Here is a 14,206-nt window from a genome sequence, read left to right on the forward strand (position 1 = left end):
ACTGGACCGCCACCCGCGACAACGACGCACGCGTGCACTGGCGCACCACCGCCGGCCGCCGCTACACCACCCAACCCAAGGACTGGCTCGAGGACCTCCGGCCAGCTCCCCCACCACCACCGACGCCCCGCCGCTACGACGACTCACCGCCACCGTTCTGACGTGCCTGTCGCGGCGGGCAGCTCCTGCGCACAACGCCTTCGCATGGAGCCTGTGCGAGCGGCGCCCTCAGGACGCTGCCTGCAGCGGGTCGGGCAGGCGCAGCACGCCCTCGGCGGTGGCGACGTGGAACCCCAGCAGCCGCATCCCGGCGTCCCGGCAGGTCCGGATCGTCGCCTCGTGCCACTCCCGGTCGGTGTCGGTGGCCCGGACGCCGTGCGCTCGGCCCCGGCCGACGAGCACCGAGCCGCCGGACTCCCGCAGCATCGGGGCGACAGCGCGAAGAAGGTTCACCAGACCGCCCGGGTCGGCGTCCTCGGGCACCTCGCCGACGAGGACGGGCTGGACGCCACGGTCTTCGCTGTCGCAGATCATGACGGCGAGGCAGCCGCCGGCGCGGTCGGCGTCACCGATGATGAGGTCGATGACGTCACCGGCGACGACAGGGTCGGTGAGCGGGATCTCGTTGGCACGGTCCGGAAGGTCTTCGAAGGTCATGCCCGTCATGCTGGTGCGGACCGGGGCGGCCCCGCTCGAGTTGTCCCCAGCCTCTCGGGCTGTGCGTCGGCGGGGGCGGTCAGATCCCGAGCCTGGCGGCCACCTGGTCGCCGCCGATCTCGCGGATGAACTCCGGGTCGCCGACGACGACGAGCTGGTCGGTGGCCCGCGACATGCCGACGTAGAGCATCTCGCGCGCCCGTTCGGTGTTCTTGGCGTTGACGCACAGCACGACCGCTCGACGCTCCAGGCCCTTGCAGCCGAGAACGTGTCCGTAGAAGACGTCGTCGTTGTCCCAGAAGGACTTCCAGTACCCGACGTGACCGCGGGCGTCCTGGCGCTCCACCTGGGCGGGGTGGCGCGACCCCATCGTCAGCAGGGCCACGTGCTCCGGCTCCCAGCCCTTCTCGAGCAGGAGGTCGACCTGGTCGTCAGCGGTTCCGAGGGCCTCCTCGCGCGGGCACGCCACGAACGTCACCTCTGCGCCGTCGCCACCACGCAGCTGCATCCGCATCGGCGCGAGCGGTCCGAAGGCCCGGGCGATCTGCTGGGTGTTGCGCAGGTTGTGGTCGAGGACCAGGGGCACGAGGGGCACCGGCGGCTGGCCGAAGCGCGCGAAGATGCGCTGGTTCTCGTCGGAATAGACGTAGAGGCCGTCCTCGTCCTCGTCGCGCAGCGCCTTCATGAGCGGGAACCACCAGTGGTCGGCGAAGTCCTGCGCCTCGTCGACGATGACGGCGTCGAACTTCCTGCCCTCGGGCAGTGAGGTCGCGATCTCCGTCATCCGGCTCGCGAGGTCGCGCTCCCAGAACTCGGCGTCGTTGCGGTCGTGGGCCGCCGTGTCGATCCCCCACTCGTTGGCGAGGTCCTCGAAGGAGCCGACGAAGGCCGGCCGGTGCCGGCGCGGCACGCCCTCGAGCTGGCGCTTGAAGTACTGCGACAGCCCGATGGAGTAGCAGACGAGGGCCACGCGCTGCGGGTGCCGGTCGCCCTGGCCACGCGTCAGGTCCTTGGCCTGGGTCAGCGCGAGGATCGTCTTGCCGCTGCCGGCCCCACCGCGGATCTCCATGCGCTTGATGAGGCGGGTGGCCTGCAGGAGCGTGGCCTGCTCCTGGGTGAGCCGGTCCGCGACCGCCTCGCGGTCGTCGGCATCCGCTGTGATGTCAGGTGCGGGAAAGCTTCTGCCCGTGAGGATCTCGACAATGAGGTCGACATCGTCCTGGGTCGGCACGCGCTGCTCGTTCTCCTGTCGAGCCGCGACGTCCCGGACGCGCTCGGTGAGGCGGTCGAGGTCTCTACTGCCGCTGATCATCCAGCGTGGACACTCCGTGGTGGCGAAGTCGTCGGCGACGTCAGTGAACGGCACGACAACCGCATGACCGAAGCGCACCCTGCTGCGATGGTTCTTCCAGCGGGGGTCGGCCTCGATGAACTCGCGCAAGGCGTACTTGCCGTCGCGGCACTGCTCGACGGGGCGCACACGGCTCCTCCGGGTGCCGCCACCCGACCACCACCGCCCCTGCGCGTCGACCGACACGCTGCCACCCTTCACCTCGACGACGACGACACCGAGGCCGGGCATGAGCACGACGATGTCGAGCTCGTGGTCCTTGCGCTGCGACGTGAGCCTCAGGTTGGGCAGCAGCACCGTGCCGTCCGCCACCGTGCCACTGAGTCGCTCCCAGACGAGACGCTCCGACTCGTGCGCGAACCGCGCGCCCTCCCCCTGTGCCATGGCCGCAGGCTAGCCATCGATGCCAACAGGATGCTGCACCCGGGACGTCTGCCCGGCGGCGCGTCGACCGGGAAATGCAGCCAACCAGTCTGCGTGGAGGGCACATCCACCAAACCGCTCCCGGCCGGGGAGCGCGAGCGTACGCTCGAAAGTCGTGTGGATTTCCTGCTCCGCATGCATGAACGACCCGAGCGAGGCCCGCGCGACACGTCGGTGCAGTTACCCCACTCGGAGGTGCTCATGCGAAAGATCATCGCCACCGGCGGAGCCGCAGCAATCGCTGCCGCCCTGCTGAGTCTGCCAGGAGCCGCGAACGCCGCCTCTTCTGACACCCGCCAGGTCCCTTCGACCGGCTCGACATCCATCCGATCCCTCGCCAGCGGCGCGGACGGGCTGCAACAGCCCGAGCTCCGGGCCGGTCCTGACGACGAAGGTCCTGCCGTCCCGTCCACCCGACCCGACCCGAACTTCAAGCGCGGGATCTTTCCCAAGCACCCGCTCGATGCCCCCGTCGTGGCATCCAGTGCGGTCGCGGCCACCAACCCGGCCGTCCAGGCCAGCATCCAAGGCCTCAACCACCGCGACCAGCGGCTCGCGAACGGCGGCAACCAGTTCTCGCTCGAGCCGCCCGACCAGGCCCTCTGCGTCGGCAACGGCTTCACCGTCGAGGCGGTCAACAGCGTGCTCCGGGTCTACAACTCGAACGCCGTGCCGGTGACCGGCGTCCAGGACCTCAACACGTTCTTCCGCTACCCGGCGGCCATCAACAGGACGACCGGCGTCGTCGGCCCCAACGTCATCGACCCGGTCTGCCACTTCGACCCCGACTTCAACCGGTTCGTCGTGGCCATCACGACCCTCGACGTCGACGCGAACGGTGACTTCAACGGCAAGAACACGATCGACGTGGCCGTCTCGAACACCGGGGACCCGACGGGAGCCTGGACCGTCTACTCCGTCCCGGCGCAGAACGACGGGACCGACGGGACGCCGAACCACCACTGCACCACCGACGGCACCACGCCTGGACCGTGCTTCCAGGACTACCCGCACATCGGGGGCGACGCCAACGGCATCTACATCACGACCAACGAGTACGACCTCTTCGGACCGAACTTCAACGCCGCCCAGGTCTTCGCGTTCTCCAAGAGGCAGCTCTCCGAGCACCCGGCGTCCCTCGGCGTGACCCTGGTCCAGAACCTCGACCTCGCGGGCACACCCGGCTTCACGGTCTGGCCGGCCACGTCACCGGCGAACCAGTACGCCACCGACGCCAACGGCACCGAGTTCATGCTCAGCTCGGTCGCCGGTGACGGCTCCGAGACGGGCAACCCGACGGGCACCGCCAGGCGGATCGGGCTCTGGGCGCTGACGAACACGGCGTCGCTCGACGCGGCCACGCCCAACCTCGGTGTGACGAGCCGCACCGTCACGAGCCAGACGTACGTCTTCCCACCGAAGGTGCAGCAGAAGCCCGGGAACATCCCGCTCGGCGAGTGCATCAACGACACGACGCTCGGGACCCCCTTCGGGCCCGGCTGCTGGCAGTTCTTCTTCGACCCGAACCAGGAGCCCGCCCACAACGAGGTCATCTCGAGTCCCGACGCCAACGACACCCGCATGCAGCAGACCTGGTTCACCAACGGTGCGCTGTGGGGTGCCCTCGACACCGCGGTGCGCGTCAACGGCCAGCTGCGCGCCGGCATCGCCTGGTTCTCGCTGCAGCCGACGATCAACGGCGCCGGCAAGGTCGGCGGGAGCATCAAGAAGCAGGGCTACCTCGCCCTGGCCGACAGCGACCTGACCTACCCGGCGATCACCATGCTGCCCAGCGGGCAGGGCGCCATGGCCTTCACCGTCGCCGGACCGAGCCACTACCCGAGTGCGGGGTACGTCCCGATCTCGTCCACGGGCACGGTCGGACCGATTCACATCGTCGGCCAGGGCCTCGGCCCCGCAGACGGGTTCACCAGCTACAAGGCGTTCGTCGGCACGCCGATCCGCACTCGCTGGGGCGACTACGGCGCCGCCGTCACCGACGGCCGGTCGATCTGGATGGCGTCCGAGTACATCGCCCAGACCTGCACCTTCCAGCAGTACGTCGCAGCGCCCTTCGGCAGCTGCGGCGGCACGCGGACGTCCCTGGGCAACTGGTCGACGCGTCTGACGAAGATCACGCCGTAGTGGCGGCCTGACACCCGCCCACACACGTATGCCGCCCAGCCTTGCGAATCCGGCTGGGCGGCGTACGTGCTCGGTGACGGAGGCAGTCAGGCGACGCGGGTCTTCGGTGCGTTCTCGGCCGTGCGGGCGGGGTCGCGCTCGACGATGTCGCCGAGGGCGTCGTCGATGCGCGCCATGAGCTCGGGCTCGAGCGTCACTCCGGCGGCCTTGACGTTCTCAGCCACCTGCTCGGGTCGCGACGCGCCGACGAGGGCGGCCGCGACGTTCTGGTTCTGCAGCACCCACGCGACCGCCAGCTGGGCCATCGAGAGCCCGGCCTCGTCGGCGACCGGCTTCAGCTTCTGCACGCGGGTCAGGACGTCGTCGTTCATGAACCGCTTGATCATGTCCGCGCCCCCCTTCTCGTCGGCGGCGCGCGAACCGGCCGGCGGCTGCTGGCCCGGCTGGTACTTGCCGGTGAGCACGCCCTGCGCGATGGGGCTCCAGACGATCTGGCTGACGCCGAGCTCCTCGCACGTCGGCACGACCTCGCCCTCGATGACCCGCCACAGCATGGAGTACTGCGGCTGGCTCGAGATCAGCTGCACGCCAAGGTCTTTGGCGAGCGCATGCCCGGCGCGGATCTGGTCGGCGGTCCACTCGCTGACGCCGATGTAGAGGGCCTTGCCCTGGCGGACGACGTCGGCGAACGCCTGCATCGTCTCCTCGAGCGGCGTCTCGGTGTCGTAGCGGTGGGCCTGGTAGAGGTCGACGTAGTCGGTCTGCAGGCGCTGAAGCGAGCCGTTGATCGACTCCATGATGTGCTTGCGCGACAGGCCGGTGTCGTTCTTGCCGCCCGGGCCGGTGGGCCAGTAGACCTTCGTGAAGATCTCGAGGCTCTCGCGCCGCTCGCCCTTGAGGGCGTCGCCGAGGACGCTCTCCGCCTTGGTGTTCGCGTAGACGTCCGCGGTGTCGAAGGTGCTGATGCCGGCGTCGAGCGCGGCACGCACGCACTGCGTCGCGACGTCGTTCTCGACCTGCGAGCCGTGGGTGAGCCAGTTGCCGTAGGTGATCTCGGAGATCTTGAGGCCGCTGTTGCCGAGGTAACGGAAGTTCATGCTGCCCACCGTATGCCCGGGCCTCGACGCGCCCGGCCCCGCATCCTGGCCCGGTGCCGACGGCACGCGCGTGGGTAGGGGACCGTCATGGCACGACACTCAGAGACGCCACTCCCGCTGCCGACCCGCATCGCCGTCGCCCTGGAGGACGACGCGCGGCTCGACCGCGCCGCGGCACTGGCCGCCCGGGTCACGGCACCGCTCGGCCGCGGAGCCGCGGCGTCCGTGCTGAGCGGCCGCTGGTTCGGTCACGCGCTGCACCCCGCGCTCACGGACCTCCCCATCGGGCTCTTCACCGCGGCCGGCGTGCTCGACGCGCTCGGCGGCGTACGGTCGCGGGATGCCGCCCAGCGGCTCCTCGGGCTCGGGCTGCTCGCCGCAGCGCCGACGGCCGCGTCGGGCTGGACGGAGTGGCACGCGGCGGGCCAGCGGGACCGACGCGTCGGAGTCGTCCACGCGGCCCTCAACGCCGCGTCGCTCGCCGCCTACACGGGCTCGTGGCTGACGCGTCGGCGAGGTCAGCACACATCGGGCGTCGCGCTCGCGCTCGTGGGCTCGGGCCTCGCCGGTGCGGCTGCCTACCTCGGTGGACACCTGGCGGGCGCCCGCGGCGTCGCGACCCGCCACCCCGCCCTGACAAGGAGGAACGAGCAGATGACCGACCCACGCCCCGCACCCGAGCCGACGACGGCTCACGACGTCCTCGAGGCGGTCACCGCCCAGCACGGCGAGATCACCCGCCTCATCGCGGCGGTGCACGCCACCGACCCCACCGGCAGGCCCGACGCGCTCCACCGGCTGCTCGCCTACCTGGCCGGGCACGAGGCCGTCGAGGAGGTCCTGCTCCACCCCCGTGCCGGGACGACGGCGGACCCTGACGTCGGCGCCGAACGGATCGCGGAGGAGGAGGGTGTCGGTCAGCAGATCCGGCGGCTCGAGGACACCGGCACGGACTCCCCCGTGTTCCTGACCCAGTTCGGCCTCATCGAGGAGGCCATCACCCAGCACGCGCGGGCCGAGGAGGAGCGGGAGCTCCCCGTCCTGCTCCAGGACCTCGGCCCGACGGACGCCGCGCTCGTGGTGCAGGCGCTGCGACAGCAGGCGTCCGCAGCGGAGCGTCGGACGGGGTCGTTCTCGGACATGCTCGAGACGGCCACCCACGACGTCCGTGGCCTGGCCGCCCGGGCCTGACAGATCGCTGCCGCGGTCCGGAATCTTCATCTGGGCTCGAACGTTGCTCAGGTGACGATTCCGGGCATGAACGTGCAGGAACCGGACCGCAGTCTGAGGAGAGGTGGAACGTGAGGCGCAGGAAGTACGAGGAGTTCGAGGCCGACAACGGCATGATGCTGCACTACGCGCGCCACGAGAACGGTGGCGGCTACGTGGAGCGCCACGCGACCGTCGACCCCGCCGCCTACGTCGGCGACACCACGTACGTCGACCGCGGAGCGACGATCGGCCCGCGCGCCCACATCCACAGCGGCGCCTGGATCGACGCCGGTGCCACCGTGCACGCCGACGCCGTCATCGGCTCGGGCGTCCACGTCGGACGCGGCGCCGTCATCGGACGAGGGGCACGCATCGGTGCCCGGTCGAAGGTCGGCGCGAGCGCCCACGTGTGGGACGGCGTCCGCATCGACGTCGACGAGACGATCCCCGCGGGGGCGGTCGTCCGACGCTCGAGCACCGGCCGTCACGCCGCCTGACGCCCCTCAGGCGGGCTCGACCACGTGCTTGACGGCCGCGGCGACGGCGGGCGCGACAGTGGCGTCGAAGACGCTCGGGATGATGAAGCTCGCGTTGAGCTCGCCGGGCTCGACCGTGTCGGCGATGGCGCGGGCGGCTGCCACCATCATCGCGTCGCTGATGTCGGACACCCCCGCGTCGAGCAGCCCCCGGAAGAACCCGGGGAAGACGAGGACGTTGTTGATCTGGTTGGGGTGGTCCGAGCGACCCGTCGCCACGACCGCCGCGTGCTCGCTCGCAGCGATGGGGTCGACCTCGGGCACCGGGTTCGCGAGCGCGAAGACGATCGCGTCGCCGGCCATGGTCGCGATGTCCTCGCCGGTCAGCAGGTCGGGCGCCGAGACACCGATGAACACGTCGGCCCCGGCGAGGACCTCGGTGAGGCTGCCGCTGACCCCTCGAGGGTTGGTGTGCTCGGCGATCCACTGGCGGAACGGCTCCATGGCCTCGGTGCCTGCATGGACCACGCCGGTTCGGCCGCAGGCGACGATGTCGCGGGCTCCTTGGGTCAGCAGCAGCCGGATGATGGCGTGACCGGCCGCCCCGACCCCCGAGACGACGATGCGTACGTCCTCGATGGGCTTGCCGACGACGCGGAGCGCGTTGGTCAGGGCTGCGAGCACGACGATCGCCGTGCCGTGCTGGTCGTCGTGGAACACCGGGATGTCGAGCAGGTCGCGCAGGCGCGCCTCGATCTCGAAGCACCGCGGCGCCGAGATGTCCTCGAGGTTGACCCCTCCGTAGACGGGGGCGATGGCGCGCACGATCTCGACGATGGCGTCGGAGTCCTGGGTGTCGAGGCACACCGGCCATGCGTCGACACCGCCGAACTGCTTGAAGAGCGCCGCCTTGCCCTCCATGACCGGTAGCGCCGCGAGCGGCCCGATGTTGCCGAGGCCGAGGACCGCCGAGCCGTCGGTGACGACGGCCACCGTGTTGCGCTTGATGGTCAGGCGGCGAGCGTCCTCCGGGTGCTCGGCGATGGCGCGACAGATCCGGGCGACGCCCGGGGTGTAGGCGCGGGACAGGTCGTCACGGTGCTTGAGGGGCACCTTGGGGTTGACCTCGATCTTCCCGCCGAGGTGGAGCAGGAACGTCTGGTCGCTGACCTTGTGGACGACCGCGCCCGGGATGGACGCGATGGCGTCGGTGATGAGGTGACCGTGGGCCTCGTCCCTCGTGTCGCACGTGACGTCGACGACGAGACGGTCGGTGCGGCTCTCGGCGACGTCGAGGGCGGTGAGCGCCCCGCCCGTCGAGGAGACGGCCGTGGTCAGGGCCGCGGTCGCGTTCGCCGAGGCCGGGACCTCGACCCGGACCGTGATCGAGTACCCAGGGCTCGGGATGGCCATGACAGTCCTCTCGCTGAGCGACGGTGGCGACGAGCCCATCCTCCACCCGGACCGGCGCCCGTCGCCGGGCGGAAGGTCACCCGCGACGGGCGAGGTGCGTCGTGGAGATCGGCTCGTACGTTCGGGCGCGTATCGGCCGAGGACGACCGAGTCCTACCGATGACAACTTCGTCCGCGCAGAGACGGCGCGGATGTCCCACGAGATACGGCTGGCCTCCGGCGGGTCAACGTCTTCCGGCACAACCGTCGACCGGCGCCGATCGACGAGCAGACGGATCTGGCAACGGTAGGTGCCCACAGGATGCTCGATCTGCCTGGCAGCATCCATCGAAGAGTGGATTGCCTCGGCCGCCTTGCCCGGCAACGATCGATCCCGCGCTCGCTGCGACACGGCAGCCCCAGCCGGGTGGCTGGCAGCGCGACCCCCACTTCATCGGTTTGAGAACAGGCGCGCCCGGCTCGGAGCGAGCCCTCGGCCGGACTGCGCGAAAGGAGACGGCTGAGGTGTCCGTGACCATCTGCGTCCGGCCCCGGCCGACGAACCCATGATGACAAGCACCGGTGCCCCTGAGAGCACCCCCGTCCCGAGCAGCCTTCGCGTGACCGTGCGGGACGGGTTGACCGGCGTGAACCGCGTCATCGGGCTCGTCCGTCACCGAGGCAGCGCGCCCCAGTCGATCACGGCACGTCTGACCGACGAGCACGACACCTGGCAGGTCGAACACGCCTTCATCGCCACCCGGGAGATGACGGCGTTGCTGGTCCGGCAGCTGGAGCGGCTCCCGTGCGTCCTGTCCGTCGAGCACTGAACCACAGGCGCCACCGAACCCGCGAGGCGAGCGGTGGGCGGCGCGGGCAAGCCGCGGCTTCCTCAGCCGACCGGGACGCGATCGCCCGTGGTCTGGCTCCACCGAAAGGTTGATGCCGGCCGATGGGCGGCGGCGCCGGCGCTCCGTAGCGTCGAAGACGTTGCTGACACGTCGATGAGAGGTCTCGAAAATGCTTCCCCTGCTTTACCGTTCGGCCGCCGCCTGGACCGCTGTCGGTCTCACCGGTGGGCTCTTCTACCGCGAGTTCACCAAGCTCAACGATGTCGCAGGCGGCACCCAGCTGGCTCTGGTGCACACGCACACGCTCGCGCTCGGCACCGTCGTCTCGCTCGTGCTGCTGGCACTGGCTGGCATCTGGAGCAGGCTTGCGACGACTCGCCCGTTCCGAGCCGGCTTCTGGGTGTGGCAGGCGGGCCTGGTCCTGACGACCGGGGGCATGCTCGTCAAGGGCGTCCTGCAGGTCCTGGGCAACGACGCCGCCGACAGTGCGGTGCTGGCGGGGGTCTCTGGCCTCGGTCACATGACGCTTACCGGCGCGTTCGTGCTGCTGTTCGTCGGGATCGGGCGCGTGGTGCGCCAGGTCGAGTCTGAGCGCCGGCTCCAGCAGGTGCTCACGGCGGGCACCGGGACGGCGGCCGCGACGGCCCGCGCAGAGGCCTGAACGATGCAGGATGTGTCACCGCCTGCGAGCGAGCAGCCGAGGAAGTGGCTCGCGCTGGGGGTGCTGGCCGCTGGCCTGTCGATGATCGTTCTCGACGGCACCATCGTCGGCGTGGCCCTGCCGCGCATCATCGGCGACCTGCACCTGGACCTCACTGACGCACAGTGGGTTTCGAGCCTGTACGCGATGGTGTTCGCAGCGCTGCTGCTGGTGTTCGGCCGGCTGGCCGACCAGCTCGGTCGCCGCACCGTGTTCGCCGTCGGTGTGGTCGTGTTCGTCGTCGCGAGCATCATCGCGGGGCAGGCCGGCTCCGGTTCAGCGCTCATCGCCTCGCGGGCCCTGCAAGGCATCGGCGGCGCCATGATCCTGCCCGCGACCCTGTCGACGGTGAACGCGACGTTCCGGGGCAAGGACCGCGCCCGCGCGTTCGGTATCTGGGGAGCCGTGATGGCCGGGATGGCTGCGGTCGGCCCGCTGCTGGGCGGCTGGCTCGTGACGAGCTTCGACTGGCGCTGGATCTTCTACGTCAATGTGCCCCTGGGGGTGCTGATCCTCATCGGCACGGCCCTGACCGTTCCGCAGACGAAGGGTGCCCGCTCCGGCCGAGGTCTCGACGTCGGCGGCCTGCTCACCAGCGGCCCGGGCCTGGCCCTGGTCGTCTTCGGCCTCATCGAGGGGACTCCCCTGGGATGGTGGAGGCCGACCTCTGACTTCACCCTGGCCGGTCTGACGTGGCCGGTGACCGCCCCTGTCAGCGCCGTGGCGCCGGCGATCGCAACCGGGGTCGGGCTGCTGGTCCTGTTCGCCGTGTGGGAGCGGCGCCGCTCCAGCGCGGGCCGTGACGCGCTGCTCGACCTGCGCCTGTTCACGGTGCCCACGTTCTCCTGGGGCAACGTCACCGCGTTCGCCGTCGCAGCGGGCGAGTTCGCCCTCGTCTTCGTGCTGCCGCTCTACCTGGTCAACGTGCTCGGCCTGACCGTCCTGGCCACCGGCGTCGTCGTGGCCGCGATGGCGCTGGGGGCGTTCGCGTCCGGGGCGCAGGCACGCCGCCTGGCCACGCGCCTTCGCGCACCGGTGATCGTGGTGCTCGGCCTGGCGCTCGAGCTGGCTGGCGTCCTGGTCACCGCATTTCTGGTCGGGCCGGACACGTCACCGTGGGCGCTGGCCGCCACCCTCGTCGTCTACGGTGTCGGGCTCGGCCTGGCCTCGGCGCAGCTGACCAGCACCGTGCTGGGCGACGTGCCGACCGATCAGTCAGGGTCGGCGTCCGCGGCACAGAGCACGGCACGCCAGCTCGGTTCGGCCCTGGGCACCGCCATCGCCGGTTCCACGCTCGCAGCCGACCTGTCAACGGTCCTGCCCGACCGGCTGGCGCGCATCCCCCAGCTGCCGGACCAGCTCGCGCAGCAGCTGGCAGCCTCCAGCGCCGACAGCGCCGGAGGAGTCATCCCGCTGCTGCGGGCCGAGGGCACCCACGGCCGTCTCGGCGGCATCGGGCCGCTGGTCACCGACGCGCTGTCGGCCGGCTTCGCCGACGCCACCCGCCTTGCCCTCGTCAGCGCCACGGTCCTGTTGGGCCTTGGCGTGCTCGGCGCCGTCCGGGTGGCACGCGTCGCGCGAGCAGACTCGGCGGGCGGGCCGGCACCGACCATCGAGCCCACCGAGCCGCGCGAGCCCACGGCGGCCGCCCAGCCCGTGCCTTCGGCGGCCCGCTGACGCCGGGTCCAACGGCTTGGCGTGGCTACATCCACTCATCCCCACCGCAGCGTCGTGCTGCGCCTTCGTTGAAGGAGCACCGTGTCCACTGACCGGACAACCAGCCGTCGTCGAGCGTGGATCACGCTCGTGCTCGGCCTGGTCACCGTGCTGGCCGTCATCGGCGGCCTGAAGACCACCGACACCGCCTCGCGCTCTGAGCCAGCGCCCGCGAACAGTGAGTCAGCACGCGCGGCCCGGGTCCTGGCGACCCTGCCCGGGCACGAGGTCCAGCCCGTCCTGCTGGTCGCCACCCGCCAGGACGGCCACCCGATCACCAGCACCGACCTGCACGCTCTCAACGAGCTCGGACGGCAGCTGCCGACAGCACCGGGTCAACCCGCCGCGAGCGCGACCCGCTCCGCCGACCAGCTCGCCGCCACGGTCCAGGTCCCGATCGTGACCGCAGCGTCCAACACGGACAACGCCACCACCATCGCCACCCTGCGCGAGCGCATCGCCGACGCGCGCCCGGACGGGTTGCAGGTCCTCGTCACCGGCGGGCCAGCGTTCGGCGCCGACATCGCCTCCGCCTTCGACGGCGCGAACGTGACCCTGCTGCTGGTCACCGTCGGCATCGTCGCCCTGCTGCTGCTGCTCACCTACCGCTCCCCCATCCTGTGGCTCATCCCGCTGGCAGTCGTCGCCCTCGCCGACCAGGCGGCAGCCACTGTGACGGCCCGGCTCGGTGCAGCGCTCGACCTGCAGTTCGACACCGGCATCGTCAGCGTCCTCGTCTTCGGGGCCGGCACCAACTACGCGCTGCTGCTCATCTCCCGCTACCGCGAGCAGCTGCACACCGACCCTGACCACCTCACCGCGTTGGCTGCCGCTCGGCGACGCATCACCCCGGCCGTGCTCGCGAGCAACGTCACAGTGGTGCTGGCCCTGGCCAGTCTCGCCTTCGCCTCCACCCCGGGCATCCGCGGCCTCGGCGTGGCCGCAGCCGTCGGCCTACTCATCACCCTCGTCTGCGTGCTCGTCCTGCTGCCCGCGGCCCTGGCCGTCACGGGGCGTCGCGTCTTCTGGCCGTTCGCACCTGAGGCGGGCAGCAGCCGCGACGTCCGCTCCGGCATCTTCGGACGGGTCGCGACTCGCGTCGTACGCCGGCCCGCGCTCATCGCGGCGGCGGCCGTGGCCCTGCTCGCGGTCCTAGGCACCGCGCTGTTCGGCACCAGCCTCGGCCTGAGCCAGACCGAGCGTTTCCGAGGCTCGGCGGAGTCCGCCACCGGGCTGCAGGTGCTCGCCCAGCACTACCCGGCTGGAGCGGCACAGCCCACCGTCGTGATCACGGACGGTCAGCATGCCGAGGCCGTGTCCCGTGCCGCGGCCACCGTCCCGGGCGTCCACGTCCCCGGTGCACCATCGGCTGCCGGCGACAGGGGAAGCACTGCCGCCGCCGCAGGCGCCGAACCCGTCGTGGTCACCGTCATCAGCGACGCCACGCCGGGCACCGCCGAAGCGCGGCAGGGCGTCGAAGCCGTCCGCGCAGCCGTCCACCAGGTCCCGGGCGCGGCCGCGCTTGTCGGCGGACCGGGCGCGACCGACGTCGACGCGCGCGCCGGCAACGAGGCCGACCTGCGGCTCATCGTGCCACTCGTCTTCGTGCTCACAGGGCTGGTCCTGCTGGTGCTGCTGCGCTCGTTCGTCGCGCCCCTGATACTCCTGCCGGTCAACGCCTTGAGCGCCCTGGGCGCGATCGGTGCCGGCTCCTGGGTGGGCACGCACCTGCTGGGCTGGCCGGCGCTCGACCTGCAGGTGCCGCTCATCGCGTTCCTGTTCCTTGTCGCGCTCGGCGTCGACTACACCATCTTCCTGGCTCACCGCGCCCGTGACGAGGCGGTCGAGCACGGCACGAAGGACGGCATGGTGCGCGCGGTCGGGGCGACCGGCACGGTCATCACCAGCGCCGGAGTCGTCTTGGCCGCCGTCTTCGCCGCATTGGGCGTGCTGCCCCTGGTGACCTTGGGCCAGCTCGGGCTGATCGTCGGACTCGGGGTCCTGCTCGACACGCTCGTCGTGCGCACAGTGCTCGTGCCGGCGCTGGCCGGGCTCGTGAACGACCGCCTGTGGTGGCCCGCGCGCCCGAGCCGCGCGACGCGGCCGACCCGCTCGAGTCACGCGGTCACCGGCGAGGAACTCGCGAGCGCCGAGGCTGTCCCCGTGAATCGGCCGGTGCCGTAGGT

The 14,206-nt window shown here is 71.2% G+C and carries 11 protein-coding genes; 7 read left to right on the forward strand and 4 right to left on the reverse strand.

All coding sequences use genetic code 11. The annotated features are described in order from the left end of the window. Positions 1–228: 228 nt before the first annotated feature. Entirely contained in the window at positions 229–657 is a 429-nt protein-coding gene (locus AC3A5R_RS21230; RefSeq protein WP_487622762.1) for a hypothetical protein, read from the reverse strand. 79 nt (positions 658–736) lie between these two features. Then, entirely contained in the window at positions 737–2,392 is a 1,656-nt protein-coding gene (locus AC3A5R_RS21235) for an NERD domain-containing protein (protein WP_487622763.1), read from the reverse strand. A gap of 240 nt (positions 2,393–2,632) precedes the next feature. On the opposite strand from AC3A5R_RS21235, the gene AC3A5R_RS21240 reads away from it, so the two are divergent. After that, entirely contained in the window at positions 2,633–4,576 is a 1,944-nt protein-coding gene (locus tag AC3A5R_RS21240) for a hypothetical protein (RefSeq protein ID WP_487622764.1), read from the forward strand. An 86-nt stretch (positions 4,577–4,662) separates the two neighbouring features. Here AC3A5R_RS21240 and AC3A5R_RS21245 read toward each other — a convergent pair whose 3' ends face one another. Then, complete coding sequence (locus tag AC3A5R_RS21245) at positions 4,663–5,673, reverse strand: aldo/keto reductase family protein (protein WP_487622765.1); 1,011 nt, start codon at positions 5,671–5,673, stop codon at positions 4,663–4,665. An 87-nt stretch (positions 5,674–5,760) separates the two neighbouring features. On the opposite strand from AC3A5R_RS21245, the gene AC3A5R_RS21250 reads away from it, so the two are divergent. Both AC3A5R_RS21250 and AC3A5R_RS21255 read left to right on the forward strand, forming a co-directional pair. Next, positions 5,761–6,864 carry a hemerythrin domain-containing protein gene (locus AC3A5R_RS21250; protein WP_487622766.1) on the forward strand — a complete coding sequence of 368 codons (1,104 nt, stop codon included), beginning with the start codon at positions 5,761–5,763 and terminating at the stop codon, positions 6,862–6,864. A 110-nt stretch (positions 6,865–6,974) separates the two neighbouring features. Further along, positions 6,975–7,382 carry an LbetaH domain-containing protein gene (locus tag AC3A5R_RS21255; RefSeq protein ID WP_487622767.1) on the forward strand — a complete coding sequence of 136 codons (408 nt, stop codon included), beginning with the start codon at positions 6,975–6,977 and terminating at the stop codon, positions 7,380–7,382. 6 nt (positions 7,383–7,388) lie between these two features. Here AC3A5R_RS21255 and AC3A5R_RS21260 read toward each other — a convergent pair whose 3' ends face one another. Continuing rightward, positions 7,389–8,774, reverse strand: coding sequence for an NAD-dependent malic enzyme (locus AC3A5R_RS21260; protein WP_487622768.1), 1,386 nt, complete (start codon positions 8,772–8,774; stop codon positions 7,389–7,391). Between the two features lie 599 nt (positions 8,775–9,373). Here AC3A5R_RS21260 and AC3A5R_RS21265 point away from each other — a divergent pair. The 4 genes from AC3A5R_RS21265 to AC3A5R_RS21280 all read left to right on the forward strand — a co-directional run bounded on the left by AC3A5R_RS21265 (position 9,374) and on the right by AC3A5R_RS21280 (position 14,204). Further along, complete coding sequence (locus AC3A5R_RS21265) at positions 9,374–9,583, forward strand: ACT domain-containing protein (RefSeq protein ID WP_487622769.1); 210 nt, start codon at positions 9,374–9,376, stop codon at positions 9,581–9,583. 190 nt (positions 9,584–9,773) lie between these two features. Continuing rightward, positions 9,774–10,265, forward strand: coding sequence for a DUF2871 domain-containing protein (locus AC3A5R_RS21270; protein ID WP_487622770.1), 492 nt, complete (start codon positions 9,774–9,776; stop codon positions 10,263–10,265). Between the two features lie 3 nt (positions 10,266–10,268). Next, the gene (locus AC3A5R_RS21275; protein ID WP_487622771.1) at positions 10,269–11,981 is read left to right on the forward strand and encodes a DHA2 family efflux MFS transporter permease subunit; all 1,713 of its coding nucleotides are present in this window, start codon (positions 10,269–10,271) and stop codon (positions 11,979–11,981) included. A gap of 81 nt (positions 11,982–12,062) precedes the next feature. After that, positions 12,063–14,204, forward strand: coding sequence for an MMPL family transporter (locus tag AC3A5R_RS21280; protein WP_487622772.1), 2,142 nt, complete (start codon positions 12,063–12,065; stop codon positions 14,202–14,204). Positions 14,205–14,206 lie beyond the last annotated feature (2 nt).

Source organism: Intrasporangium sp. Soil_C_50, assembly GCF_057656595.1.